26 protein-coding genes are annotated in these 22,130 nt (G+C 70.3%); 18 read left to right on the forward strand and 8 right to left on the reverse strand.

Annotation, left to right across the window (positions count from 1 at the left end):
• Positions 1–40: 40 nt before the first annotated feature.
• On the reverse strand, positions 41–241 hold the full coding sequence (locus Z052_RS19085; RefSeq protein ID WP_049930378.1) for a hypothetical protein: 201 nt from the start codon (positions 239–241) through the stop codon (positions 41–43).
• 97 nt (positions 242–338) lie between these two features.
• On the opposite strand from Z052_RS19085, the gene Z052_RS20675 reads away from it, so the two are divergent.
• From Z052_RS20675 to Z052_RS19105, 5 genes are all read left to right on the forward strand, one after another.
• Positions 339–515 carry a hypothetical protein gene (locus tag Z052_RS20675; protein ID WP_007345353.1) on the forward strand — a complete coding sequence of 59 codons (177 nt, stop codon included), beginning with the start codon at positions 339–341 and terminating at the stop codon, positions 513–515.
• Between the two features lie 6 nt (positions 516–521).
• The gene (locus tag Z052_RS19090) at positions 522–1,031 is read left to right on the forward strand and encodes a cytochrome c oxidase subunit II (RefSeq protein ID WP_007345352.1); all 510 of its coding nucleotides are present in this window, start codon (positions 522–524) and stop codon (positions 1,029–1,031) included.
• Positions 1,028–2,818, forward strand: coding sequence for a b(o/a)3-type cytochrome-c oxidase subunit 1 (locus tag Z052_RS19095; RefSeq protein ID WP_049930380.1), 1,791 nt, complete (start codon positions 1,028–1,030; stop codon positions 2,816–2,818). Before Z052_RS19090 ends, Z052_RS19095 begins: the two co-directional genes overlap by 4 nt.
• Entirely contained in the window at positions 2,815–3,030 is a 216-nt protein-coding gene (locus Z052_RS19100) for a hypothetical protein (RefSeq protein WP_049930382.1), read from the forward strand. The genes Z052_RS19095 and Z052_RS19100 overlap by 4 nt, the downstream gene beginning before the upstream one ends.
• A gap of 99 nt (positions 3,031–3,129) precedes the next feature.
• The gene (locus tag Z052_RS19105; RefSeq protein WP_049930383.1) at positions 3,130–3,516 is read left to right on the forward strand and encodes a co-chaperone YbbN; all 387 of its coding nucleotides are present in this window, start codon (positions 3,130–3,132) and stop codon (positions 3,514–3,516) included.
• A 197-nt stretch (positions 3,517–3,713) separates the two neighbouring features.
• Here Z052_RS19105 and Z052_RS20355 read toward each other — a convergent pair whose 3' ends face one another.
• A complete protein-coding gene (locus Z052_RS20355) occupies positions 3,714–3,851 on the reverse strand; it encodes a hypothetical protein (protein ID WP_158093601.1) in 138 nt (45 codons plus the stop codon).
• 82 nt (positions 3,852–3,933) lie between these two features.
• On the opposite strand from Z052_RS20355, the gene sufU reads away from it, so the two are divergent.
• The 3 genes from sufU to Z052_RS19120 all read left to right on the forward strand — a co-directional run bounded on the left by sufU (position 3,934) and on the right by Z052_RS19120 (position 5,892).
• Positions 3,934–4,356, forward strand: a complete 423-nt coding sequence (sufU, locus tag Z052_RS19110; RefSeq protein WP_049930385.1) for a Fe-S cluster assembly sulfur transfer protein SufU — start codon at positions 3,934–3,936, stop codon at positions 4,354–4,356.
• Positions 4,357–4,444: 88 nt separating this feature from the next.
• Positions 4,445–5,179, forward strand: a complete 735-nt coding sequence (locus Z052_RS19115; protein WP_094521070.1) for an Sjogren's syndrome/scleroderma autoantigen 1 family protein — start codon at positions 4,445–4,447, stop codon at positions 5,177–5,179.
• A 74-nt stretch (positions 5,180–5,253) separates the two neighbouring features.
• Positions 5,254–5,892, forward strand: a complete 639-nt coding sequence (locus tag Z052_RS19120; protein WP_094521069.1) for an IS6 family transposase — start codon at positions 5,254–5,256, stop codon at positions 5,890–5,892.
• 294 nt (positions 5,893–6,186) lie between these two features.
• Here the strand turns inward: Z052_RS19120 and glmM are convergent, their stop codons facing one another.
• The gene (glmM, locus tag Z052_RS19125; protein ID WP_049930388.1) at positions 6,187–7,551 is read right to left on the reverse strand and encodes a phosphoglucosamine mutase; all 1,365 of its coding nucleotides are present in this window, start codon (positions 7,549–7,551) and stop codon (positions 6,187–6,189) included.
• A gap of 132 nt (positions 7,552–7,683) precedes the next feature.
• On the opposite strand from glmM, the gene Z052_RS19130 reads away from it, so the two are divergent.
• Positions 7,684–8,274, forward strand: a complete 591-nt coding sequence (locus Z052_RS19130) for a hypothetical protein (RefSeq protein ID WP_086215826.1) — start codon at positions 7,684–7,686, stop codon at positions 8,272–8,274.
• Between the two features lie 52 nt (positions 8,275–8,326).
• Here Z052_RS19130 and Z052_RS19135 read toward each other — a convergent pair whose 3' ends face one another.
• From Z052_RS19135 to Z052_RS19150, 4 genes are all read right to left on the reverse strand, one after another.
• Positions 8,327–8,935 carry a hypothetical protein gene (locus Z052_RS19135; protein ID WP_086215825.1) on the reverse strand — a complete coding sequence of 203 codons (609 nt, stop codon included), beginning with the start codon at positions 8,933–8,935 and terminating at the stop codon, positions 8,327–8,329.
• A gap of 43 nt (positions 8,936–8,978) precedes the next feature.
• The gene (locus Z052_RS19140; protein ID WP_086215824.1) at positions 8,979–9,371 is read right to left on the reverse strand and encodes a hypothetical protein; all 393 of its coding nucleotides are present in this window, start codon (positions 9,369–9,371) and stop codon (positions 8,979–8,981) included.
• A complete protein-coding gene (locus Z052_RS19145; protein WP_094521068.1) occupies positions 9,371–10,066 on the reverse strand; it encodes an ATPase domain-containing protein in 696 nt (231 codons plus the stop codon). The genes Z052_RS19140 and Z052_RS19145 overlap by 1 nt, the downstream gene beginning before the upstream one ends.
• 124 nt (positions 10,067–10,190) lie before the next feature.
• Positions 10,191–10,664 (reverse strand): chemotaxis protein CheW, encoded by a 474-nt coding sequence (locus tag Z052_RS19150; RefSeq protein WP_049930396.1) that lies wholly within the window; start codon positions 10,662–10,664, stop codon positions 10,191–10,193.
• Positions 10,665–10,766: 102 nt separating this feature from the next.
• On the opposite strand from Z052_RS19150, the gene cheB reads away from it, so the two are divergent.
• The 9 genes from cheB (at position 10,767) to Z052_RS19195 (ending at position 20,861) form a co-directional block, all read left to right on the forward strand.
• Entirely contained in the window at positions 10,767–11,861 is a 1,095-nt protein-coding gene (cheB, locus tag Z052_RS19155; RefSeq protein WP_176450746.1) for a chemotaxis-specific protein-glutamate methyltransferase CheB, read from the forward strand.
• Positions 11,861–14,194 carry a chemotaxis protein CheA gene (locus Z052_RS19160; RefSeq protein ID WP_094521067.1) on the forward strand — a complete coding sequence of 778 codons (2,334 nt, stop codon included), beginning with the start codon at positions 11,861–11,863 and terminating at the stop codon, positions 14,192–14,194. The genes cheB and Z052_RS19160 overlap by 1 nt, the downstream gene beginning before the upstream one ends.
• Positions 14,191–15,009: a protein-glutamate O-methyltransferase CheR gene (locus Z052_RS19165; protein ID WP_049930399.1), complete on the forward strand. Its 819-nt coding sequence runs from the start codon at positions 14,191–14,193 to the stop codon at positions 15,007–15,009. The genes Z052_RS19160 and Z052_RS19165 overlap by 4 nt, the downstream gene beginning before the upstream one ends.
• Complete coding sequence (locus tag Z052_RS19170; protein ID WP_094521066.1) at positions 15,009–16,223, forward strand: HEAT repeat domain-containing protein; 1,215 nt, start codon at positions 15,009–15,011, stop codon at positions 16,221–16,223. Before Z052_RS19165 ends, Z052_RS19170 begins: the two co-directional genes overlap by 1 nt.
• Positions 16,224–17,096: a CheF family chemotaxis protein gene (locus Z052_RS19175; RefSeq protein ID WP_049930402.1), complete on the forward strand. Its 873-nt coding sequence runs from the start codon at positions 16,224–16,226 to the stop codon at positions 17,094–17,096.
• 78 nt (positions 17,097–17,174) lie between these two features.
• Entirely contained in the window at positions 17,175–17,888 is a 714-nt protein-coding gene (locus Z052_RS19180; protein WP_094521065.1) for an HAD family hydrolase, read from the forward strand.
• Complete coding sequence (locus Z052_RS19185) at positions 17,885–18,577, forward strand: class II aldolase/adducin family protein (protein ID WP_094521064.1); 693 nt, start codon at positions 17,885–17,887, stop codon at positions 18,575–18,577. The genes Z052_RS19180 and Z052_RS19185 overlap by 4 nt, the downstream gene beginning before the upstream one ends.
• 59 nt (positions 18,578–18,636) lie before the next feature.
• Entirely contained in the window at positions 18,637–19,608 is a 972-nt protein-coding gene (locus Z052_RS19190; protein ID WP_086215819.1) for a ribose 1,5-bisphosphate isomerase, read from the forward strand.
• Complete coding sequence (locus tag Z052_RS19195; RefSeq protein WP_094521063.1) at positions 19,605–20,861, forward strand: carbohydrate kinase family protein; 1,257 nt, start codon at positions 19,605–19,607, stop codon at positions 20,859–20,861. The genes Z052_RS19190 and Z052_RS19195 overlap by 4 nt, the downstream gene beginning before the upstream one ends.
• Positions 20,862–20,891: 30 nt before the next feature.
• On the opposite strand, the gene Z052_RS19200 is transcribed toward Z052_RS19195, so the two are convergent.
• Complete coding sequence (locus tag Z052_RS19200; protein WP_094521062.1) at positions 20,892–22,079, reverse strand: hypothetical protein; 1,188 nt, start codon at positions 22,077–22,079, stop codon at positions 20,892–20,894.
• Between the last annotated feature and the right edge of the window lie 51 nt (positions 22,080–22,130).

Here is a 22,130-nt window from a genome sequence, read left to right on the forward strand (position 1 = left end):
CCGCGGACCGGGGGCGGCGGGTCCCGCGGTTCGTGATCGATTACGCGTGCTCGGAGTCGGCCGAGTCGCCGGCGAACCCCGGGAGGGCCCCGCCGGTCGCGATCCGGAGGCTCCCCCAGATGAGCAGGACGTTCACCAGCGTCACCGCCACGACGAACTCCGCCCGATCGGCGATGAACACCATCGCGGGGACGAGTCCGCCGAGGACGAGGAGTACGGCCTGTTGGATCGAGAAGTCCATGCCGTAACCATGCGCTCGCCGGAAATATATAACACCCGTGTTTTCAGGGTGCGAGAACGGGTAGATCTTATATGGCTCTCTACTGTCAAAGTCGCCTATGGGCCAAAGTGAGGCAGCAAACGCTCCGACTGACGATGTCGGCGGCGAGGGAGAGGATTTCGACCCGATCGGCACGCTCACGCTCATCGGAATTTACTTCGCAATCTTGGTACTCGCGTGGGTGTACATCTACTTCGTAGAGTTCCTCGGCCGGGACCTCGTCGTGGTGGGGTGATCACACGTGCACATTCACGCCTACGAGAAGCTCTGGCTCGCGCTGTCGATCGTCCTGATTCTCGCGCTCATCGGCACCGTGACCTACGGCGCGGTCGGTCCCGGCGTGGCGATGGTCGCCGACTCGCAGTCGACGGTCGACGCCGCGGCGCTCGACGAGGACGAGCGGTTCTCCGAGCCCCGCGTCGAGCAGGTGGGCGAAAACGAGTACGAGGCGTACATCGTCGCCTACCAGTTCGGCTTCGAACCGTCTCCGATCGTCGTGCCGGCGAACAGCACCGTGACGTTACACGTCACCTCTCGCGACGTGATACACGGCTTCGAGGTCGTCGGCACGAGTGCGAACACGATGGCCGTCCCCGGCGAGGTCTCGGAGATCACGGTCGAGACCGAGGAGCCGACGGAGTACGGGCTCGTCTGTAACGAGTACTGCGGCGCCGGTCACCACGTCATGGAAGGAAAGATCAACGTCGTGAGCCAGTCGGAGTTCGAGAGCCGCGGAGGTGACTCAGAATGAGCACCGCCATCGAGTCCGAACAGACGTTCGTCGACAAGTTCCCGGACGAGGCGAGGGTCGTCCGCGCGGCCTTCCTGAGCTCCTTCTTCGCCCTGTTGCTCGGCGCGATCTTCGGGATCATCCAGACGCTCCACCGGACCGACGTCGCGCGGATCATCCCCTCGACCGACTACTACACCGTCCTCACCGCGCACGGCGTGTTCATGGTGATCAGCTTCACGATATTCTTCCTCGTCGGGCTGTTCACCTGGGCGCTGACGCGCAGTCTGGACCGGCCGCTCCTGAACATCAAGATCACGTGGACGTGGTACGGGCTGATGGCGACCGGCATGACGCTCACGGGGATCTCGATCCTCGCCGGGTTCGTCGATTCCATCGACATGAGCGCGGACGTGCTGTACACGTTCTACGCGCCGCTTCAGGCGCACCCGCTGTTCTACGCCGGGCTCACCGTGTTCATCGTCGGGACGTGGATCGCGGGCGCCGACTGGTTCCGGACGTTCCTCGCGTGGCGGCGCGAGCACCCCGACGAGCGGATCCCGCTCCAGACGTTCATGGTGCTGACGACGATGACGATGTGGTACATCGCCTCGTCCGCCGTCGCCGCCTCCGTCCTGCTGTTCCTGCTCCCGTGGTCGCTCGGCTTCATCGACCAGGTGAACCCGACGCTCACCCGGACGCTGTTCTGGTTCTTCGGCCACCCGGTCGTCTACTTCTGGCTCATGCCGGCGTACATGCTCTGGTACACCGTCCTGCCGAAGATCGCCGGCGGCCGCCTCTTCAGCGACCCGCTGGCCCGGGTCGTGTTCGTGCTGTTCGTCCTCCTCTCGACGCCGGTCGGGATCCACCACCAGTACCTCGACCCGGGGATCGCCGAGGGGTTCAAGTTCATCTCGATGACGAACACGATGTTCCTGCTGTTGCCCAGCCTGCTCACCGCGTTCACGGTCGTCGCGAGCGTCGAGTACGGCGCCCGTCAGCGCGGCGGCACCGGGCTGTTAGGCTGGCTCACGAACCTCCCGTGGCGCAAGCCGGAGTTCACCGGCATGATGCTTGCCGGCCTGATGTTCGCGGCCGGCGGCTTCTCGGGCATGGTCAACGCCGGGATGAACATCAACTACCTCATCCACAACACGCTGTGGGTGCCGGGTCACTTCCACCTCACCGTCGGGACCGCGGTCGCGCTGACGATGATGGCCGGGACCTACTGGATCTGGCCGCAGATCAGCAACAAGCCGATCTACAGCAGCCAGATCGGGCTGTTCCAGGTCGTCCTCTGGTTCATCGGCATGGCGCTGATGTCGAACGCGATGCACGCGCAGGGGCTCCTCGGCGTCCCGCGACGCACCGCCGAGCCGGAGTACTCCGGCTTCGACTACCCGACGATGTTCGGCGGCTTCGAGGAGCTCAACATCCAGATCGCGATCGGCGGGACCCTGCTCTTCGTCTCGACGATCCTCTTCCTCGGGAACCTCGTGTTGACGATGGGGAACCCGAAGGTGTCCGGGCTCGCGGAGCCGCTCCCCAGTCCGGTCTCCGGCGCGGAGGACGCGCCGCAGGTGCTCGATAACCTCCGCCTGTGGGTCGGCATCGCGCTCACGCTCGTCGTCCTCGCGTACGCGCTGCCGATCGCGGCGATCATCAACCGCGGCGGACTGCTCGGACCGGGCGTCGGCACCTATCCGGTGTGGCTCGCGCCGCTGTTCGACGCGCTGGCAGATGCGGCCGCCCCGCTGTTCGGCGCCGTCGCCGACCTCTCGGCCTCGGTCGTCGAGGTGGTCCGATGAGCGTCGACATCTCTCGCGGCGGGCTGCTCGTGACGCTCGCGATCTTCGGCGTGATCGTCTACGAGCTCCGGACCGTGCTCGACTTCGTCGGTGTCGAGCTGCCGATCATCCCGTACATGGGGGCCGTCTTCGTCCTCGCCGGGGCCTCCGTCTGGTACGTCACGCTGAAGGGCGGGTGGCGGACCGAGCCCGAGCCCGACGAACCGGCGTAGCGACGCCGGTCATTCCCGCCGACGCGCCCTCGCGCTCTTCTCTCCGACGCCGACCGCGTCGACGGAAGCAGTTATCACCGTCGACGCCCAATAATGCGTATGGAATCCAATACTGCCTCGAACGCCTCCGAGGCGCCCTCCTCCGGATCGTCCGGCACCGACCGGCCCGTTTCGCTCGCGGACGAGGACGCTCTTGACGCCTTCGTCGCCGACGCGGACGCCGCGCTCGTGGAGTTTTACACCGACGGCTGCGGCATCTGTGCCAGCATGGAGCCGGTGATCGGGAACGTGGCCCGCGGCGCCGAGGCCGACTTGGCGGTCGGCCTGGTGAATCCCCGCGACGACCCGCCGCTGGTCGAGCGGTTCGACGTGCGGAGCGTCCCGCTGTTCGTCCTCTTCGTCGACGGCGAGCCGGTCGCGCGGCGCGCCGACGGGTTCATTTCGGGCGACGACCTGACGGCGTGGGTCGACGAGCACGCGGCCTGACCGAGGCTGATGTGTCGGTCCGGACTCGTTCCGGGGGGCGCCGACGGACACCACCGAAGCCCCAGTCGCGAGCCGGGCGCACGCTCGTTGCGTTCCTCGCTCAGTCGCTCCACTCTGTCGCTGTGGTACGTACACCGCCTTTGCCCGCCTCACGACTGCCCCTTCGAGTGCCACCCCGTACCGCTCGGCCCCGCACCTCACACCTCCCCAGCCTCGGCGGACGCACCGGCGCGGGCGCCGCCGCGCCGGCCCGCCGCCTCCCTCGCGCGTGCTGGCTTCGCGGCCGCCGCTGACGGCCGCTCGCAGGTGCGAGCCACCGCACTTTCCGTACTCACTCGTCGTTTGACTCTCACCTATTTATAAACGATCGCGCTCGACGGAACCCTTTTGAGCCGGAGCGGCGTACTGTGCGCCAGTATGGGACTGGGCTCGGACATGTACCGACAGCAGATCCTCGACCACTACAAGAACCCGCGAAACTACGGGGAACTCGAGGATCCGGACTTCACGCACGTCGGCGAGAACCCCTCCTGTGGCGACACGATCCGGATGGACGTGGACCTCGACGACGAGGAGCAGACGATCGAGGCGGTGCGGTTCACGGGCGACGGGTGCGCCATCTCGATGGCCTCCGCGAGCATGCTCTCGGAGCGGCTCCACGGGATGAACGTCGACGAACTCGACGGGCTCGACACCGACGACGTCACCGAGATGCTCGGCGTCGACATCTCGCCGATGCGCGTGAAGTGCGCGGTGCTGGGGCGACAGGTCGCGCAGGACGGCGCGAAGATCCACCGCGGCGAGCTCGACCCCGACGACCGGACGGTCACCGAGGAGTGAGCCCGCGGGCCGACGGCGCCCGTCGGCTCCCGCCACGGCTCGTCCCGAGCCCACCGGACTTTTGCCCGCGAACCACGTTCGTCAGCCCATGAGCGACGACTTCGACAAGGAGGCGGAACGCGAGAAGCTCCGCGAGAAGTTCGCGGACGACGAGCAGAAGCGCGAGCACACCCAGCGGATGTCCGAGCTCCTCCTGAAGGGCGCGACGATGACGAACCGCCACTGCGAGGAGTGCGGCGACCCCATCTTCCGTCACGACGGTCGCGAGTTCTGTCCCACCTGCGGGAACGAGGCCGGCGGCGCGGCGGGGGCGAACGAGGCGACCGGGACCGCGGCGGAGCCGGACGCGGCGGGAGGCACCGAGGCGACGGGAGCCCCGCCGGACGTGGACGCCGGCGCGGCGGACGGCGTCGCCGAGAACGGCTCGGTGGGTGCCGACTCCGGTGTGACCGATTCCGCCACGACCGAGTCCGGTGCGACCGAGAGCGCGGGGCCGCGGCCCTCCCGCTCGGCCGCCGTGCAGTCACAGGGGTCGGCGCCGCCGCAGGAGTCAGCGCCGCCGCAGGGGTCAGCGCCGCCGCAGCAGTCCGACTCCCAGCGGCCCGAGCCGCGGCGGCCCGACTCCCGACCGCCCGAGTCCGGGCGACCCACCCCGCCTCAGTTGACGGACGACGCCGAGGGCGTCGGCACTGCCCGCGCGTCGCTGACCCGGACGCTGACGCGGTTCGCCCGCGCCGCCGAGGAGACGGACGACCCGCGGCGCGCCCGCGACCACCTCGAAGCGGCCCGCGAGGCGGCCGAGGCGCTGGCGGCGCTGGACTGACGCTACTTATAAACACGTCCCCGTGTCGCGGTCGCGTTAAGTTAGAGGATGAGGCGGACGAGTTCTGAGTGTCTATGGCAGAATTCGACCGCCTCAGCGAACGTATTGCGTGGATCGACTTGTCGTTTGTGGAGCGAGATCGAACGCCGCGATGGGCGATTGAAGTAGGGATCCGCTGTCACTTGGCTGGTATGTCACTACGTGAGGTAAGTAAACATCTTGAACTATTTGGGATCAAGCGGAGTCATGTCGCGATCCATAACTGGGTTCATAAAGCCGATCTACAGCCGATCTCGACCGTCTCAGAGGATCAACTCGCTGTTGACGAGAAGATGATCCGCCTCCACGGCCAGAAGTTCTGGCTGTACGGCGCGGTTGATCCACAGACGAACGAGATCCTCCACGTGAGTCTCTATCCGACCGCAAACAAACAGACCACGCGATGGTTTCTCACCGAGCTCCACCAGCGTTATCAGCTGAACAACGTGGAATTTCTCGTCGATGACGCAGACTATCTTGGACCAGTTCTCGCTGACGACGGCTATCGATTTCAAATCATTCGACATGGAAATCGGAATGCTATCGAACGTGTCTTTTGGGAAATAGAACGGCGAACATCATCGTTTGCGAATAGTTTCAGCAATGTCGCGCTAGAGACTGCTCAAAACTGGCTCGAAGCCTTCGCCGTCTACCACAATTCACGCCAAACTTAACGCGACCCGTGTCGCGGCCGCGGTCGAGGTCTCGGCTGTCGGTTAACAACCTGATCCCGGTAGATCGGCGGCGAGCCCCACCAGAGTCTCGGCCGACCGTTTATGAGTAATCGACTGCGGATCGCCGGCAATCACCGCCAAAGCCCCGCGACCGCGCCTCACGCCTCCCCAACCTCGCGGCTCCCTCCGCTTCGCTCCGGTCGCCGCGTCCCTCGCGCGTGCTGTCTCGCGGCCGCCGGTGGCGGCCGCTCGCAGGCACGCGCCACCGCAGTTTCGATTATCAAATAGCCTGCGCTACCGCCCGCTCTCGACGGCGACGCGCATGTCCGCCGCCAGCCGCTCGGCGCGGTCGGCGTCGGCGGACTCGGCGTAGATCCGGATCTTCGGCTCGGTGCCCGAGGGGCGGACCAGCACCCACGCGTCGCCGTAGTCGAGCCGATAGCCGTCCGTCGTGTTCGGCTCCGCGTCGGCGGTCTCGACGTAGGCGCGGGCGGCCGAGAGCATCTCGTCGCGCTCGTCGTCGTCCGCGTACTCGACGTTCTCCCGCACGAAGTGGTAGTCGGTGTACGGCGCGACGACCTCGCTGACGGGCGCGCCGTCCGCGGCCGCGAGCAGTTCGAGGAAGCGCGCGCCGATGTACGCCCCGTCTCGCGAGAGCCGGTACGGCGGGAAGAACAGCCCGCCGTTCCCCTCGCCCGCGATGGGGACGTTGACCCCCTCGTCGTGGAGGTCGCGCGTCCGGGTGATGATGTTCGTCGCGCCGATGGGTGTCAGTTCGAGGTCGGCGTCGTTGGCGGCGCAGACGTCGACGAGCCGCTGGGAGACGTTGACCGCGCTAACGACTGCGTCGCCCGGTTCGAGACAGGCGTCCGCCAGCGCCGCGAAGGAGGTGTCGCCGTCGACGAACCGCCCCCGCTCGTCGACGAAGACGGCACGGTCTGCGTCGCCGTCGTGCGCGATCCCCACGTCGGCGTCGGAGGTCGCGACCAGCCGCGAGAGGTCCGCGAGGTTCTCGGGGACCGGCTCGGAGTCGCGGCCGGGGAAGTGGCCGTCCGGCGTCGCGTTCACCGTCAACACCTCACAGCCGAGTTCGCGGTAGATCCGGGGGGACGCGACCGAGGCCGCGCCGTGACCGGGGTCGACCGCGACCGTGAGGTCGGCGTCCGCGACCGCCTCGCGGTCGACCGCAGCGGTCAGTTGGTCGGCGTAGTCGTCGACGGCGCCATCGATCGGCGTCGTCGCGCCGGCCGACCGCCAGTCGGCGTGGTCGTACTCGTCGTCGAGGACGCGCCGCTCGATGCGCTCTAACACGTCGACGGAGAGCTCGACGCCGTCGGCGCCCACCAGCTTGATGCCGTTGAACTCCGGCGGGTTGTGCGAGGCGGTGACGAGGACCGCGGGGACCCCGTCGGCCTCGCAGTAGTTCCCGACCGCGGGCGTGGGCACGACGCCGAGGCGGTCGACGTCGCAGCCGACCGCGGCGAGGCCGCTCGCGGCCGCGTTCGCGAACAGCTCGCCGGTGGTCCGCGTGTCGCGCGCGACGGCGACGCGGTCGGCGTCCCACACCGTTCCGGCCGCCTTCGCGATGTCGAGGACGAGCGCGGGCGTGAGGTACCGCAGCGCGACCCCGCGGATGCCACTCGATCCGAACAGCTCCATGCGGGGCCATCCGCCGGCCGAGGGGAAAGCGGTTCCGAACCGCTCGGCCGGTCGCGTGTCGCTCGACCGACATCCGCGGTCGTTCCCGCGACGACGCGTGCGGTTCATGCCGGTGGCGTTCGTTCGACCCATATGGACCACACGCGACGCGACGCGCTCGCCGGGAGCGCGCTCGCCCTGTCCGTCGCGACGGCGGGCTGTCTCGACTTCGCGGCGGGCGACGGACCGCAGGGCCCGGAGGGAACGCCGGCGACGCTGACCTGCGACGACGACGGGTTCGTCCGCCTCGGTCAGCCGTTCGAGGCGTCGGTCACCGAGACCCTCGTCGAGACGGACGAGACGACCGTTGAGCTCTCCACGGAGGGAGCGACCGAGACGTACGGCCAGTCGCTCCGGCTCGTCCTCCGGAACACCGGCGACGCTCCCGCCGCCACGCTCGGCGAATCCACCTACTCGCTCCAGCGCGAGACGGGGGAGGGGTGGCTCGACATCCGCGGCTCCACCTTGGGCGAGGCGGTCGAACTCCCCCGGACCGAGGCGTCGCTCGACACGAGTTCGGCGTACTCCTGGGACATCACGTTGACCGAGTCGGCGATCGCCGACGCGGTCGACGGCGTCGACTTGGAGGTCTGCCCGCCGCTGGGCGACGGCACCTACCGGTTCGTCTACTGGGGGCTCGTCGACGCGCCCCCGATCGGCGCGGAGTTCGAACTGGTGGGGTGAGGCCGGTTCGACGCGAGCCGCGGAGATCTCGGGCCACGGTGCGGCTCCCGGCTCAGAAGGGCTCCCAGTCCGACGGCTGGCCGACCCGGCCACGGACGCGGAACTCCCGCGCGTCGTCGTCGACGCGGGTCTCGACGACGACCTCGAACGGCTCGTGGAGGGTGTGAACGACCTGTTCGTCGTGGGCGGTCGAGCCGACGACCCCGACGAACGGCCACCCCTCGCCGGAGGTCTGCGAGGTCATTACCCGGGTGAACCGGTAGATACGCTCTGGCTCCCAGTACATCAACAGCTGGGACAGCGAGTAGACGCCGACTGCGCGGTCGCGGCCCACGGAGGACTCGACGATGTCGGTGAACTTGATCCCGATGTCGGTGAGGTTGCCGGCGCTGGCGACGTACTTCGTCGCCGGCGTGTCCTCGCGCTTGTCGCCCTGCTCGTGGGTGACGCAGTCGATGACGACCACGTCGTCGCCGTCCGCCCCCGTCAGCTCCTCGTAGTCCTCGCGGACCTTCTCCGCGGTCCGTCCCGTCGAGATCACGACCGGGCCCGTGGACCACCCTGCGAGCAGCCGGTTGAACAGGTCGTACTTCCCGCTCATCGGCGGACCGCTGATGAGGACGCTGTCGGCACCGCGGACAGCGTCGGGAAGCACAGTCATTTTGTGGACGTGAGAGTGTGTCGGGTAAAACCCTTCCGAGGGATCACTTTCGAAGCATGGAGGGGAGGTCGAGCGACGAGGGCGGGCCCTCCCGCGGCCCGTCGGTGAGTGTCAGTTCGCGTATCGCCCCGGGGAGCGCGGCCGGCACCGGAGACTCGCGCGGTGCGCCGGCGCCGTCGACGAGCGACGACCAGACAGCCTCGTCCTCCGGGTCGTCCCGCTCCGCCTTCGCCTCCAGCGCCTTCGTTCGCCCCTCGTCGTACGCCAGCTCGACGATGCTCCGGTCGTAGCCCCCCGAGAACGTCTCCAGCACGCGGTCGAGCTCCTCCGGGCGGGGGTTGTCGACGCCGGCCGCGACGCCCAGCGCGAAGGCGCGCTCGACCGCCTCCTCGCGGGAGAGGTCGTCCCACTCCGTGCCGAACGTGCGGTCGTACATCAGTGTGTCACCGTCGCCGCCGGGCCGACGCGGAGCCCGCCGTCGGTGAACTCCACGTCTTGGATGTCGGTGTCGACGTCCGTTCCCCGCATCTTCAGCACCTGGACCCCGCGGCGCATCCCCTCGTCTTCGAGGTAGTTGTGCATGAAGACGACGCCGTGCGCGAGGTAGTGCTCCTCGGAGTACGCGCTCGGGTCGGTCATCTCGGAGATCAGAAGCGTCGTCGCGTCCGTCCGCTTCAGCGAGGAGAGCAGCTGGATCATCGTGTCCTCGTCGTCGTCTAAGAGGAACCGCAGCAGCATCGTCGAGTCGAAGACGACGCGGTCGATGTCGCGGGAGTTGATGAACCCGGTGAGCCGGTTGGTGACCCCCGAGCGGTCGCGGCGGTCGCCGGGGAGCCCGAAGAAGCGCCGGCCGTCCGACGAGAAGGAGTCGAGGAAGGTGACGCGGTCGGAGTCGAGCGCGCGGTCGAACCCGAAGTCGTAGCCGCTCATGTCCTCGCGGATCCCGTCCTTCGTCTCGTGCATGCTGATGTAGAGGACGTCCTCGCCGTTCCGAGCGCCTTGGGCCGCGAACTGTGAGCAAAACGTCGTTTTCCCGCTCCCGGGCGGGCCGCTGACAACGTAGAGGCGGTCCTCGGGGAACCCGCCGTTGACGAGGTCGTCGAACCCCGGGACGCCGCTTGAGACGCGCATACGTAGGGACCCGTTGGACGGCTGATAAGCGTTGGCACCCGGTTCTCACCCGTGAGAACCGATCGCCGGCGGACGCCGACGGGGTCGCCGACGCGGTCGCCCGGCGCTCGCTCCGCCCTTTCGGCTACGCTTCCGCGGCCTCGACGTCGTCAAGGTCGCCTGCGATGGCCTCGTCGACGTCCGGCGAGACCCACACGACAAACCGGTCGTCCGACTTGACGATACCGCGGACGCCCTCGTCCTCGACGGTAGTGCTCTGATCGACGTCCTCGGGCGAGACGTCGCGAACCTGGAACACCTCATCGACCATCCAGCCGACCGTGCCGCCCTCGTCGATCTCGTCGTCGTCGAAGACGACGATCCGCTCTCGCGGACCGGCCTCGTCGATGTCGAACAGCGTCTTCGGGTCGACGATCGTCGTCGTCCGGCCGCGGAGGTCCATGACGCCCTCGACGTGGTCCGGCGAGTTGGGGATCCGCGTGAGCTCGCCGGCGTCGACGATCTCGTCGATGACGCCGATGTCCAGACAGTACGTCCCGTCGCCCAGGCCGAACTCCAGCACCTTGGTCGGTTCGGCGTCCGCCTCTGTGGCTGCCATGCCCGTACCTGCGGTGAACCGACAAATAACCGTGTTCCCTGAATTATCAGGGGTGATTACTGGGTCCGTGGATTTATGCTGATTCTGGGCGCGCTGTGGAGTATGAGCAGGACGACGGATCGGCGCGGCGGTCGGGACGGGTCGCCGCGGGTGGTGGTCGTTGACGATTCTCCGTTCATGCGGGGATTGATAAGCGACCTCTTGAGCGACGCCGGGGTCGCGGTCGTCGGCGAGGCGGGGGACGGAGAGGAGGCGCTCTCGGTGGTGGCCGAGACGCGCCCCGACGTCGTGACGATGGACGTCGAGATGCCCGGAATGGGCGGGCTCGAAGCCGTCGAGCGCCTGATGGAGGAGACGCCGACGCCGGTGTTGATGCTGTCCGCGCACACGGACGAGGGGGCAGAAGTCACCTTCGAGGCGCTCGACCGGGGCGCGGTCGACTTCTTCGCGAAGCCGGGCGGCGAGGTGTCCACCGGCGTCTCGCGGGAGTCGGACCGGCTCGTCGAGGCGGTGCGCTCGGTTGCGGACGCCGACCTCGACGCCGCGACCCGCGAGCGTGACGATCCAAGCGCCGCGGCGTCGCGCTCGCCGGGCGCCGCGTCGGAGGCGGACGCCGCGGACGTCGACGGCCCGCTGACGGTCGTGATCGCGGCCTCGACCGGCGGCCCGAACGCGGTCGAGCGCGTGCTGTCGGCGCTGCCGATGGCGGACTGCCGCGTGGTGATCGTCCAGCACATGCCCGAGGCGTTCACCTCGCGGTTCGCGAACCGGCTCGACGAGGCCTCAGCGTACGACGTGCGGGAGGCGAGCGACGGCGCCCGGATCGGCGCCGGCGAGGCGCTCGTCGCCCGCGGCGGAAGCCACACACGCATCGACAGCTACCGGTCGGGGCGGCTCCGGGTGAAGCTCGACGAAGACGACGACTCCCACACTGTCACCCCCGCGGCGGACGTGACGATGCGCTCCGCGGCCGAGGTGATCGACGACCCGCTCGTCGGCGTCGTGCTGACCGGCATGGGCTCGGACGCGGCCGAGGGGATCCGCGCGATGGCCGACGCCGGGGCGTACACGCTAGCGCAGAGCGAGGACACCTGCGTCATCTACGGCATGCCGAAGCGCGCCGTCGAGACGGGCGGCGTCGACGCGGTGTGCGACCTCGACGACGTCGCCGGCGCGATAGTGGGGGGTGAGGCCTGATGGACTCCCACCGCGCGGCGTTCGTCGCCGAGGCCGAAGACGGGATCACCGACCTCAACAACGCCCTGCTCGCGCTCGAAGCGGACCCCGAGGACGCCGAGGCGATGGACGACGTGTTCCGCGTCGCTCACACCCTGAAGGGCAACGCCGCGGCGATGGGGTACGAGGGCGTCTCCGACTTCGGGCACGCCCTCGAAGACCTGCTCGACGCGGTCCGACAGGGCGAGCGCGAGGTGACGCCCGAGCTGATGGATCTCCTCTTCGAGGGGGTCGACACCGTCGAGGCGATGGTCGACGAGATCGCCGACACCGGCGAGGTGTCGACGGACCCCTCCGACCTCGAATCGCGCCTGCGCGAGATGGAGGAGCACGGCACCGTCGGCGGGAGCGACGCCGGCGGAGACGGCGATTCGGCCGGCGGCGCCGGCGATGCCGCGGCCGACGAAGGCGACGCCGGCGGTGACGATGATGGCGGAACCGAAGCCGACGCGGACGGGGAGGCCCCCGACATCTCGGTGCCGGAGCCGCCGGCGGCCGCGGACGACCTCCCGGACCCGGTCGCGTACGCGGACGTGACGATCGGCGAGGCCCAGATGCCGGGCGTCGACGCGGCGCTCGTCCTCCAAGCCCTCGACGAGCAGTTCGACGGGCACGCCACCGACCCCGCGCCCGAGGCGCTGGAGGACGGCGAGTACGACGAGGGGTTCGACGCCTTCGTCGGCGGCGCCGACCCCGAGGTCGTCGCCGAGGGGCTCCGGGCGCTCACGCAGGTCGAGGCGGTGACGGCGGCCGCAGTCGGCGGCGGCGACGCCGCCGAGGTCCAATCGAGCGACCCGGACGCCGAATCGGCGGCCCCCGAGCAGTCCGCCGCCGAGTCGGGCGACGCCGGGCCCGAACCCGCCGACCCCGGCGACGCTGACTCGGGCGAGATCGACGCCGAAGGCGCGGCGGAGCCGGCCGCGGCCGACGCGGACGACGAGCCCGACCAGTCCGACGACGACGGCGAAGCCGAGCCGTCCGCTGACGACTCCAGTTCGCCGTCGGACGACTCCGGGTCCGCCGGCGGGACCGACTCCAAGTCCGGCGACGAGATCAAGTCGATCCGCGTCGATGTCGATCAGGTCGACGAGCTGTACGGGCTCGTCGAGCAGCTGGTGACGAGCCGGATCAAGCTCCGCCGCGAGATCGAGGGGACGGACGCGGAGTCAGACGCCTTAGACGAGCTCGACAAGCTCGCCTCCAGCCTCCAAGACACGGCGATGGACATGCGGCTCATCCCGTTCTCGCAGGTGTCCGACTCGTTCCCGCGGCTCGTCCGCGACATCTCGCGGGACCTCGACAAGCGGATCGACTTCGAGATCGAGGGCGACGATGTCGAGCTGGACCGCACGATCCTCACGGAGATGCGCGACCCGCTCGTCCACGTCCTGCGGAACGCGGTCGACCACGGGATCGAGTCGCCCGAGGAGCGCGAAGCGGCCGGGAAGGACCCGACCGGCCACGTGTCGCTCACGGCGGAGCGCGAGCGCGACCACGTGATCATCGAGGTGTCGGACGACGGCGGCGGGCTTGACCCCGACCAGCTCCGCGAGAAGGCGGTCGACGAGGACGTCAAGAGCCGCGAGGCGGTCGAGGCGATGGAGGACGACGAGGTGTACGACCTCGTCTTCCACCCCGGCTTCTCGACCGCGGAGGAGGTCACCGACGTCTCCGGCCGCGGGGTCGGGATGGACGTGGTCCGGACGACCGCGCGCGACCTCGACGGCTCCGTCTCGATCGAGAGCGAGCCCGGCGAGGGGAGCACGGTCCGGTTCCGGCTCCCGGTCACCGTCGCCATCGTGAAGGTGATGTTCGTCGACGTGGGCGGCACGGAGTACGGCATCCCGATCAAGTCGATCGCGGAGGTCGCCCGCGCCGACGACGTCGAGGAGGTCCACGGCGACGAGGTCGTCAGACACGAGGACGACCTCTACCCTGTCGTCCGGCTGAACGAACGTCTCGGCGAGATCGATCCGACCGCGGCGGAACGGCCGACCGAGACGCCAGCCGCCGACGGCGGCGTCGCGGCCGACGAGCCGGGAGACGACGGGTTCGTCCCGGCCGACCCCGCGGCGCCCGACGGGTCCGGCGAGGGCCCGAGCGACGACGGCATGCTCGTCCGGATCCGCGAGGAGACGCGCAAGGTCGCGCTCCACTGCGACGCGGTGCTAGACCAGGAGGAAGTGGTCGTCAAACCCCTCGACGGCCCGCTCTCGGGGACGCCGGGCCTCAGCGGCACGGCCGTCCTCGGGGACGGGGACGTCGTGGCCGTCCTCGACGTGGTGAGCCTATGAGCGGGTCGGCGGACGACGGCGAGACGGCGTTCGAAGGCGTCCTCCGGCAGATCGACGACACGGTGCCGTTCGAGCCGGGGTACTACAACGAGTCGTACCTCGACCGCCGGATCACGGCGCGGATGCGGCGGCGCGACACGGAGTCGCACGCCGAGTACGAGCGGATCCTCCGCGAGGACGCCGACGAGCGGCAGGCGCTGATGGACGCGCTCACGATCAACGTGACGGAGTTCTTCCGAAACCCGGAGATGTGGGACGTGCTCCGGGACGTGCTCCGCGAGCGGACCGCAGACCAGCGGCGCGTCCGCGTCTGGTCCGCGCCCTCGGCGGACGGCCGGGAGCCGTACTCCGTCGCGATGCTGGCCCGGGACGACCCGGAGATAGACGAGTCGCGGATCGAGGTGCTCGGCTCCGACATCAGCGAGGAAGCCCTCGAAAACGCCCGCGAGGGCGTCTACCACACGACGCGCACAACGGACATCGCCGAGGAGCTGGAGCCGCTCTCCGACCCCGACAAGTACGTCGAGCGCGACGAGGACACGTTTCAGGTGCGCCCGGCGGTCAAGCGCCTCGTCGACTTCGAGACGCACGACCTGATCCGCGACGGCGCCCGCGACCCGTTCGACGTGGTGCTGTGCCGGAACCTGCTGATCTACATCGACGTGGACCACAAGGCCGCCCTGTTCGACACGCTGGAGGCGTCGCTGGCGGACGACGGCGTCTTAGTGTTGGGGATGACGGAGAGCGTCCCCCCGGACCGCACCGACCGCTACGAACCGATCGACAAGCGACGACGGGTGTTCGGGAGGCGCTGATGTCGCTGTACCAGCACGTCCGGGACGGGAACGCGGAGCGCCTCCGGGACGCGCTCGGCAGCGACAGCGCGGCCGTCAGGCGGCGGGCGGCGGAGTTCCTCGGCGAAGTCGGCGAGGAGAGCGATCAGGCGACGGTCGACGGGCTGCTCCGCGCGGCGACGACGGACGACGACCCAGAGGTCCGCGGGTCGGCGGTCGACGCGCTCGACGCGATCGGCGAGGAAGCGCTCCAACAGCTCCTTGAGGAGCTCACGGGCGGCGGCGGCGACGCCGAGGCCGAGTGGGTCACCGCGCGGAAGTTCGCCCGCGCGCTGAAGGCTGACCGCCCGGAGCTCCGGATGGCGGCAGCGAACGCGCTCGGGCGGCTCGACGACGCGAGCGGGGTCCAGCCGCTCGTCGGCGCGCTCGACGACGAGGACGCCCGCGTCCGGCTCCGCGCGGCGCAGGCCTGCGGGACCTTCGCGGACGCCCGAGCGGTCCCCGGCCTCCGCGAGCGGCTGGACGACGACGACCCGCGCGTGCGCCGCGCCGCGGCCAACGCGCTGGGGACGATCGGCACCGACGAGGCGCTGTCGCCGCTGTTGGACCTGCTCGACGACGGCGACGAGTCGATCCGCCGGATCGCGGCCGGGGCCCTCGGGAAGGCGAGCACGCCCGAACCGGTCGAGCCGCTCGCGCGGGCGCTCGGCGACGAGAGCGCGGTCGTGCGCAACGCGGCGGTGTACTCGGTGATCGAGCTGCTCTCGAACGTGCCCACCCAACAGAGCCACGCGGTCCGCGACCAGGTGGTCTCGGAGCTGAAGGCGGCCGACGACGCGACCGTCGTCGAGCCGCTCGTCGAGATCCTCACCGACGGCCAGCAGAGCCGCCAGCGGCGGAACGCGGCGTGGATCCTCGGCCGGGTGGCGGACCCGGACGCGTCGACGGCGGTGGAGGCGCTCGCCGACGCGCTCGCGGACGACGACCCGCAGACCGCGCAGTTCGCGGCCACGAGCCTCAAGAGCCTCGGCGGGCCGGTCGTCGAGGACCGTCTGCTCGACAAGCTGAGCCCCGAACACCCGGAGGACGCCCGCGCGAAGGCGGTGTTCGTCCTCGGACAGATCGGCGGACAGGAGACGCTCAACCGCTTGGAAGAGTACGCGGACGACGACAGTCAGGCCGTCAGGAAGCGCGTGTTCTCGGCCGTCTCGAAGCTCCGCGCGGGGGGTCCGTAAATGGCGCAGGACCAGGGCGAGTACAAGATCACCGACACGCAGGCGAAGTTCGCGGTCGCGGTCCGCGAGGGGCGGAAGGTGAGCGACGTCTCGTGGACGCCCGGGCGCGTCCTGCTCTCGAACCGGCGGCTAATCCTGGCCGGCAACGACGGGAAGCGGACGATTCCGCTGTCGAAGCTGGAGCGGCTCGGCGGCCGCCACGACGCGAACCAGTCCGTCGCGCGCGTCTCCAACTACGTGAGCTTCGACTTAGGCGATCAGGTCATGCTCGTCGCCGCCTCCGACCACGAGTCGTTCGAGCGCGACGTCTACCGCGCCCTGCTCGACCAGAAGACCGTGATGGCGAAACACCCCGCGATCGAGGGGGGCGTCGTCCAGGACACCGAGTGGGAGCAGGCCCGCGTGAAGATCGACGAGAACGGGCTCAACGCCGCCTTGGAGCGCGGCGCGTTCGTGAAGTTCGACCTCGACGACATCAGCGGGCTCGACGCCGCGAAGCGCACGGTGAACGGCGAGAAAAAGCCCGTCATCGAGGTGTCGCACACGGACGACGAGGGGACGAGCATCGAGACGCACGTCGCTGGCGACCCGAGCCGGATGCGGTTCGTCGAGTCGTGGCTCCGGAAGGGCGAGGAGCGGTCGTCGACGAACGTCGACCTCTCTAGCCGCGACCGCGAGGTGCTGATGGCGCTGTACTCCGGCGTCTCGCCGTTCGAGATCCCCTCGTTCCTCGGGATGGACGTCGACGACGTCGAGGAGACGTTTGAGCGGCTGGTCGAGCTCGAAGTGGTCGAGGAGGTCCGGATCCGCCGCGAGGTGGCGCTCAACTCCCGCGGCCGCAACATCGCCAGCGAGGCGATGAACGAGCAGTGAGGCGCGGTCTCCCCTTCTCGACCGCGCGGTGTCGCCGCGTCGAATCACAGTTAAGTCGGTGCCGCGTCGAGTCCGCCCATGAGCTACGAGGCGGTCCTCTTCGACCTCGACAACACGCTGTACCCGTACGCCCCCTGTAACGAGGCGGGCAAGCGGGCCGCGCTCGACGCCCTCCGCGAGCGCGGGTACGAGCTCGACCGCGCGGCGTTTGACGACCTCTACGCGACCGGTCGACGGGAGGCGAAACGCGAGACGCGAACCACCGCCGCCTGCCACGACCGGCACGTCTACTTCAAGCGCGGGCTGTACCGTCGCTCCGGCGAGCCGGACGTCGCGGCCGCGCTGGCGGCCGGCGACGCCTACTGGGACGGATTCCTCGCGGAGATGTCGCCCTGCGACGGCGTCGAACCGGCCTTCGACGCGCTCGACGCGGCCGGGATCGACGTCGCGGTCGTGACCAACCTCACGACGCGGATCCAGCTGCGCAAGCTCACGGCGCTCGGGGTCGACGACCGGATCGACTTGCTCGTCACCTCCGAGGAGGTCGGCCGCGAGAAGCCGAGCGCGCTCCCGTTCACGACCGCGCTCGCCGAGCTAGACCGCCGGCCGAGCGAGGCGCTGGCGGTCGGCGACAACCCCGAGACGGACGTCGCCGGCGCGAACGCGGTCGGTCTCGACACCGCCCTCTTCGTCGCCGACGGCGACGCGCCCGCCGAGGCGGACCTCTCGGCGCGGCAGCGCCCCGACCGTCGGCTCGACGCGCTCACCGACTTGACGGAGGTGGCGGCGTGACCCGCGATGACGCCGGGGGAGACCCCGAGCCGGGAGCGAACCCCGACCTCCTGCGCGAGGCGCGTGACGCGGTCGTCGAGTACGCGCCGGTGCTCGCCGATCTGACGCCCGGCCGGACCGGGAACCTGAGCGTCCGCGACGGCGACGCGGTGGCGGTCACGCCCACCGGCGTCCCCTACGACTCCTTCGACGCGGGGGACGTGCCCGTGGTGTCGCTGGACGGTGAGCGGCTCGCCGGGCGCATGGCGCCGTCGAGCGAAGTGCCGATGCACACGGGCATCTACGGGCACGACCGGCCGGGCGCGATCGTCCACACCCACTCGCCGTGGGCGACGACGATGGCGACGCTCGGCCGGAAGCTCCCGCCGGTCCACTACATGATCGCCGCGGTCGGCCGTGAGGTGCCGCTGGCCGACTACGCGCCGTACGGGACCGAGGAGCTGGCCGCGAACGTCGTCGCCGCGATGGCCGAGGCGGACTCCGACGCCGCAATCTTAGCGAACCACGGGCTCGTCGTCACCGGCCCGGACGTGGAGACGGCGGTCGAGAACACCCGCCACGTCGAGGACATCTGCCGGCTCTACCTGCGCGCGTCCGCGGTCGGCGAGCCGCACGTCCTCACCGACGAGCAGATGGCGACCGTCGAGGAGCGGTTCGAGAGCTACGGCCAGCAGCCGGACGCGGAGTAGGGGCGGCGGCGCCGGCAGTCGGCCGGTTTTATAAATACACGGGCGGCTACCGGATCGGTATGACAGACACGGAGCCGGCGCCGGCGGTCCGTGAGACCGCCGAGTCGATCGCGACGATGGAGATCCGCGGCGCGGCGACCATCGCCTCCGCGGCCGCCGAGGCCCTCGCCGAGCAGGCGGAGGCGGCGGCCGCGGCGGACGCGACCGCGAGCGACCCCGCGGCGTTCCGCGCGTCGATGCGCGCCGCGGCCCGCACGCTCCGCGAGACGCGCCCGACCGCGGTGTCGCTGCCCAACGCGCTCCGATACGTCCTCCAGCGGATGGAGGGCGACTCGGTCGACCGACTCCGCCTGAGCGTCGCCGACGCGAGCGAGGCGTTCGTCCGCCAGCTCGACCGCGCGCAGGAGGACCTCGGGCGGGTCGGCGCGAACCGCCTCGCCGACGGCGACACGGTGATGACCCACTGCCACTCCACCGACGCGCTCGCGTGCATCGAGGCGGCCGTCGAGCAGGGGAAGTCGATCTCGGCGGTCGTCAAGGAGACGCGCCCGCGCCAGCAGGGCCACATCACCGCCGAACAGCTCCGCGACGCGGGCGTCCCCGTCACGCTCATCGTCGACTCCGCGGCGCGGCGGTACCTCGACGAGGTCGACCACGTCGTCGTCGGCGCGGACTCGATCGCCGCCGACGGCGGCGTCATCAACAAGATCGGCACCTCGGGGCTCGCGGTCAACGCCCGCGAGCGCGGCGTCCCGATCATGACCGCGGCACAGACGATCAAGCTCCACCCGGAGACGCTGACGGGCCACACCGTCGAGATCGAGATGCGGGACGAGAGCGAGGTCATCGACGCCGAGACCCGCGGGGAGATCGGTGAGATCGCGGTCGAGAACCCAGCGTTCGACGTGACGCCGCCGCGGTACATGGACGCGATCGTCACCGAGCAGGGGCAGTTCCCGCCCGAGAGCATCGTGACGCTGATGCGGGAGCTGTTCGGCGAGGGCGCAGCCGAGCCGTGGGCGGAACCATGAGCGGACGCGACGGCGCGGGCGACGACGACATCGTGTCCGAACCTGGCGACGGCGAGGGCGTCGACGACTGGGACGAGACGGTCGCGGCGTGGGGCCGCGAGGTCGACGAGTGGGAGGGCGAAGGTTCCGAGGATCGAGGGGACGGCGACGGCGGCACCGCGACCGACGGGGCAGCTGACGACGGCGCGGGGAACGACGCCGCGGGGAACGAGGCTGCCGACGGCGGTGCGCCCCCCGCCGGCGACGGGGTCGACCCGTCGGTCGACCGCGACCCCGACCTGAACCCCGACGACGCCGACCGCGTCCCGAAGGTCGTCTCGGCGGGCCACATCAACTGGGACGTGACGATCCACGTCGACCGCCTCCCCGAGCCCGACGGCGAGACGCGGATCGACCGGCTCGAACAGTCCGGCGGCGGTAGCGCCGCGAACGTCGCGGTTGGGCTCGTCGACCTCGGCGGCCAGTCGGTCGTCTACGGCAGCGTCGGCGGTGACGAGTCGGGCGCGCTGGCGCTGCGCGAGCTCGCCAGCGCCGGCGTCGATCCCGGTCAGGTACTCGTCGACGCCGCCGAGCCGACCTCGGTGAAGTACGTCATCGTCGACGGCGGTGGCGAGCTGCTCATGCTCGCGAACGACGGCGCGAACGAGTCGTTCTCCGCGGCCGGGCTCGACCGCGACACGCTCGCAGCCGCCGACCACCTCCACCTCACCGGCCAGCAGCCCGAGACCGCCGCGGCGCTCGCGACCGCGGCCGCCGAGGCGGGTGCGACCCGGAGCTTCGACCCCGGGCGCCGCGTCGCGGACCGGGAGTTCGACGCCGCGCTCCACGCGAGCGACGTGCTCTTCGTGAACGACCGGGAGGCCGACGCGCTCGCGGCGGCCACGGACGTCGATCCGTGGGAGCCGGAGGACCGCGTCGTCGCGATCAAGCTCGGCGACGAAGGCGCGACGGTGCGGACGCCGCACGGCAGCGTCTCGCACCCCGGGTTCGACGTCGACCCGGTCGACACGACCGGCGCCGGCGACGCCTTCGCGGCCGGGTTCCTCGCGGCCGCGCTGCGCGAGCCGGAGATCACCGGCGACGGGTTCTCGCACGACCCGCGCGACTACCAGGTCCCGATCCTGGTCGGCAACGCCTGCGGCGCGGTCGCCACCGAGTCGGTGACCGCGCGCACGGACCTCTCGTGGGACCGCGTGCGGGACCGGATGGGCGAGTCGCCCGAGACTGACCTCCTCATCGAGGTCCGCGGCTGAGACGCCGCGGTTTGACGCCGGGCCGCCGCGTCAGTCCTCGTAGTCGAACGCGACGGCGAGGTCGTCGGCGCCGAAGAAGACGAACCGATAGCGGCCGGGAACGAGGTCCGGACAGACCCGGAACGCGTCCGCCTGCGGCCCGTCCCCGACGAGCCCGGACTCGCTCATCTCGAACTCCCACGTCAGCGTCCCCCCGGGCGGGACGCCGATCGCCACGTCGTCGTAGCCGACGGCGGGGTCGCCCTCCGTCGCGCGGAGCTCGGTCCAGCCCGCCTCGGTCAGGATCTCCAGGTTGTACTGCCCGCGACTACCGACGTACGCCGTGCGACCGGAGACGTTCGTCAGTTCGATCCGGAACGCAGTCCCGCGGCCGATCGCGAGCGGATCGGACCCGGGGGCGTCGTCGCCGGGGATCACAACGCGGAGCGCGAGCGGGCCGTCGCCGCCGGCGCCGGTGCCGACCCCGCCCGCGCCGCCCCAGTTGACGCCGCCCTCGTAGAGCTGTGGGTGACGCTCGGCCCCCTCGGCGTCGCAGTCGAACAAGGCGGGGACGTTCGACGGCCCGTGGTCGGGTCGGATCTCCCCGGCGAGCCCCTCCGGGTCGCGGATTCCGTCGGCGTCGCGCACCGTCCCGGTCTCGCCCCAGCCGTCGGTGACCGAGAGCCGCGCCGCCCGGGGGAGGGGATCGCTCGTGACCCGGAGCAGCGCGGCCGAGTAGGTGATCGCCTCGCCGCAGGTGACATCGTCGCCCCCCGGCCCCTGAACCGTCGCGTTCGCGACGAGGGTCCCGTCCTCGACCGCGACCCCGCCGAACGCGATCTCGTCGTGACAGGTGTCCGGCCCGACGGACTCGACGTAGCAGAGCCTCGACGCCGCGAAGTCGGTCTCCTCGACGAACGCGCGGACCCGTTCGGGCGCGTCGTCGAACAGCCCCGCGCCCTCGCCGTGCTCCTCGGTGATCAGCGCGCAGAACCCGCGTCGCTCGTTCCGGTTCCACGCCGGCCCGGAGAGGGCCGCGCCGACCTGCTGAACCGCCGTCGTCACCCCGTCGCCGCCGCCCCCGCCGTCGCTCGCGTTACCGTCGCCGTCGCGTCCGTCGCCGCCGTCCGTTCCGTTTCCGCCCGGGATCGGGTCGCCCGCCTCGGTACACCCCGCGAGCGCGGCGGCGCCTCCGACGGCGACGCCGTGGAGGGCCGCTCGCCGCGTGAGACCAGTCATACCTCGCGGTACGCTGTCGATACGTAAGTCCCTCCTGTAGACGCAAACGCG

Source organism: Halorubrum sp. C191 (assembly GCF_002727095.1).
Lineage (GTDB): Archaea > Halobacteriota > Halobacteria > Halobacteriales > Haloferacaceae > Halorubrum > Halorubrum ezzemoulense.